Source organism: Mesorhizobium norvegicum (genome assembly GCF_004919685.1).
In the GTDB taxonomy this organism is placed as follows: domain Bacteria; phylum Pseudomonadota; class Alphaproteobacteria; order Rhizobiales; family Rhizobiaceae; genus Mesorhizobium; species Mesorhizobium norvegicum.
Window position 1 is genome coordinate 1 of record NZ_SMYZ01000204.1, and the last position, 1,393, is coordinate 1,393.

The window sequence follows — 1,393 nt, forward strand, 5'->3', positions numbered from 1 at the left end:
GACAAGTGTCAACACCGATCAGCGATGTTTTTTCGATTTCTCGTAGAGATATCCACGGGGCCGAAATTCGTGAGCTGGCTTGGCTGAATAATGAGCGATGTTCTGCCGCCGATCATCCCTATGATGCGCGCCACAACCTTGGCGCTGAGCGTGCACCATCGACCTGAAAAACATCTGTCGCGCCCAGATGGCTGCAGAGCAGTTCCCCACCGGAAGTGGCATTTAGAGCCGATCTTCGAGCAATTCCGGTGTGATGTTTCGGCCTGCGTAAAAGATGCCCAGGATCAGCACCCGCTCACCCTCGACGGCAAAGGCAATGCTGACGGCACGCCGGTAACCGACAATCCGCAGCCCAGGCATGATCTCGACCCGCTCGGTGCCCCGCTGTGGAAAAGTCGACAAGCCGAGACAATGGTCGCGGATACCCGCAATGAAATTCCAGGCGATCGCCGGCGACGCACGTCCGGCTATATCATCGTAGAGTTGCTCCAGCTCGAACTCCGCCTTGGGGTGGAAGACAATCTGGTACTCCATCCCCTATTTGGCTTTCGCCTGCTTGGCGCGATGACGCGCCTCCAGCCGAGAGAAGACCGTGTCGGCAGGGATGCCCTTCGTTGGATCCTGCCGAAGTTCAGCCAGGCGCCCCGGTATCTCCTCGCGCAGCCATTTCTCCCGCTCCGCCTCGAAATCCTCGAGCATGCGCAGGCCCGCGCGGACAACCTCGCTGGCATTGTTGTAGCGACCTGATTCGAGCTGCTTCCTGATGAAGCTCTCGTAGTGGTCATTCAAAGCGTAATTTGGCATTGGCAACCTCCTGCAGGGAATATGGGGGCGGTCCTCGAATCTGGCAATAGATGTCAATTATTGGCAAGCCTGGCTGATTCGGCCATGCCACACCTTGTCGCCATTCATCTCAGAGAATCGCCCGTCACCTGATTCGGGATCATCGAGGTGTCGCTTCGGCGTCCCAAGTCCGCTGGACAACGGCACTTGCGGCTATTGCGGCGCGACACACCCGGCCGCCGGCGCGATCGAGGATCCATGCGCAAGCCGATACTTGCGGCCGCTCGTTGTCACGGCCGAGGGTGACCACAAAAGCCGGCTGATAGAAAACCACCCGGCTAAAATCATTTCGTATTTGATTGCAAGTCATCACCGGCATGACGGATGCCTGGCACGAGATCGGATGGCATCGTCTTTTCCGCCCCTGATTTTTGGCTGCCGGCACCTGGGGGCGCGGGTCTTGCCAGTCCCTGTGAACGCGGACGGCCTGCAGGCTTTGCCACGGGCGTTGATGTTCATCAGGGTGTTGACGGTTGGGCTGGATACAAAACGGCCCGCCGGCTTGGTGCCTGGCGGGCCGTTTTGATATTTGGTTGCGGGGACAGGATTT

At 58.7% G+C, this 1,393-nt stretch carries 2 protein-coding genes; both read right to left on the reverse strand.

Annotated features, from left to right (window positions below; all coding sequences use genetic code 11):
- Nucleotides 1-222: 222 nt before the first annotated feature.
- Nucleotides 223-534: a type II toxin-antitoxin system RelE/ParE family toxin gene (locus tag FCU66_RS40740; RefSeq protein WP_136621506.1), complete on the reverse strand. Its 312-nt coding sequence runs from the start codon at nt 532-534 to the stop codon at nt 223-225.
- Between the two features lie 3 nt (nt 535-537).
- Nucleotides 538-804 (reverse strand): type II toxin-antitoxin system ParD family antitoxin, encoded by a 267-nt coding sequence (locus FCU66_RS40745; RefSeq protein ID WP_136621505.1) that lies wholly within the window; start codon nt 802-804, stop codon nt 538-540.
- Between the last annotated feature and the right edge of the window lie 589 nt (nt 805-1,393).

Excerpts from the sequence above, each read along its gene's own strand:
- FCU66_RS40740 (WP_136621506.1), bottom strand. The coding sequence starts at position 534 with ATGGAGTACCAGATTGTCTTCCACCCCAAGGCGGAGTTCGAGCTGGAG.
- FCU66_RS40745 (WP_136621505.1), bottom strand. The coding sequence starts at position 804 with ATGCCAAATTACGCTTTGAATGACCACTACGAGAGCTTCATCAGGAAG.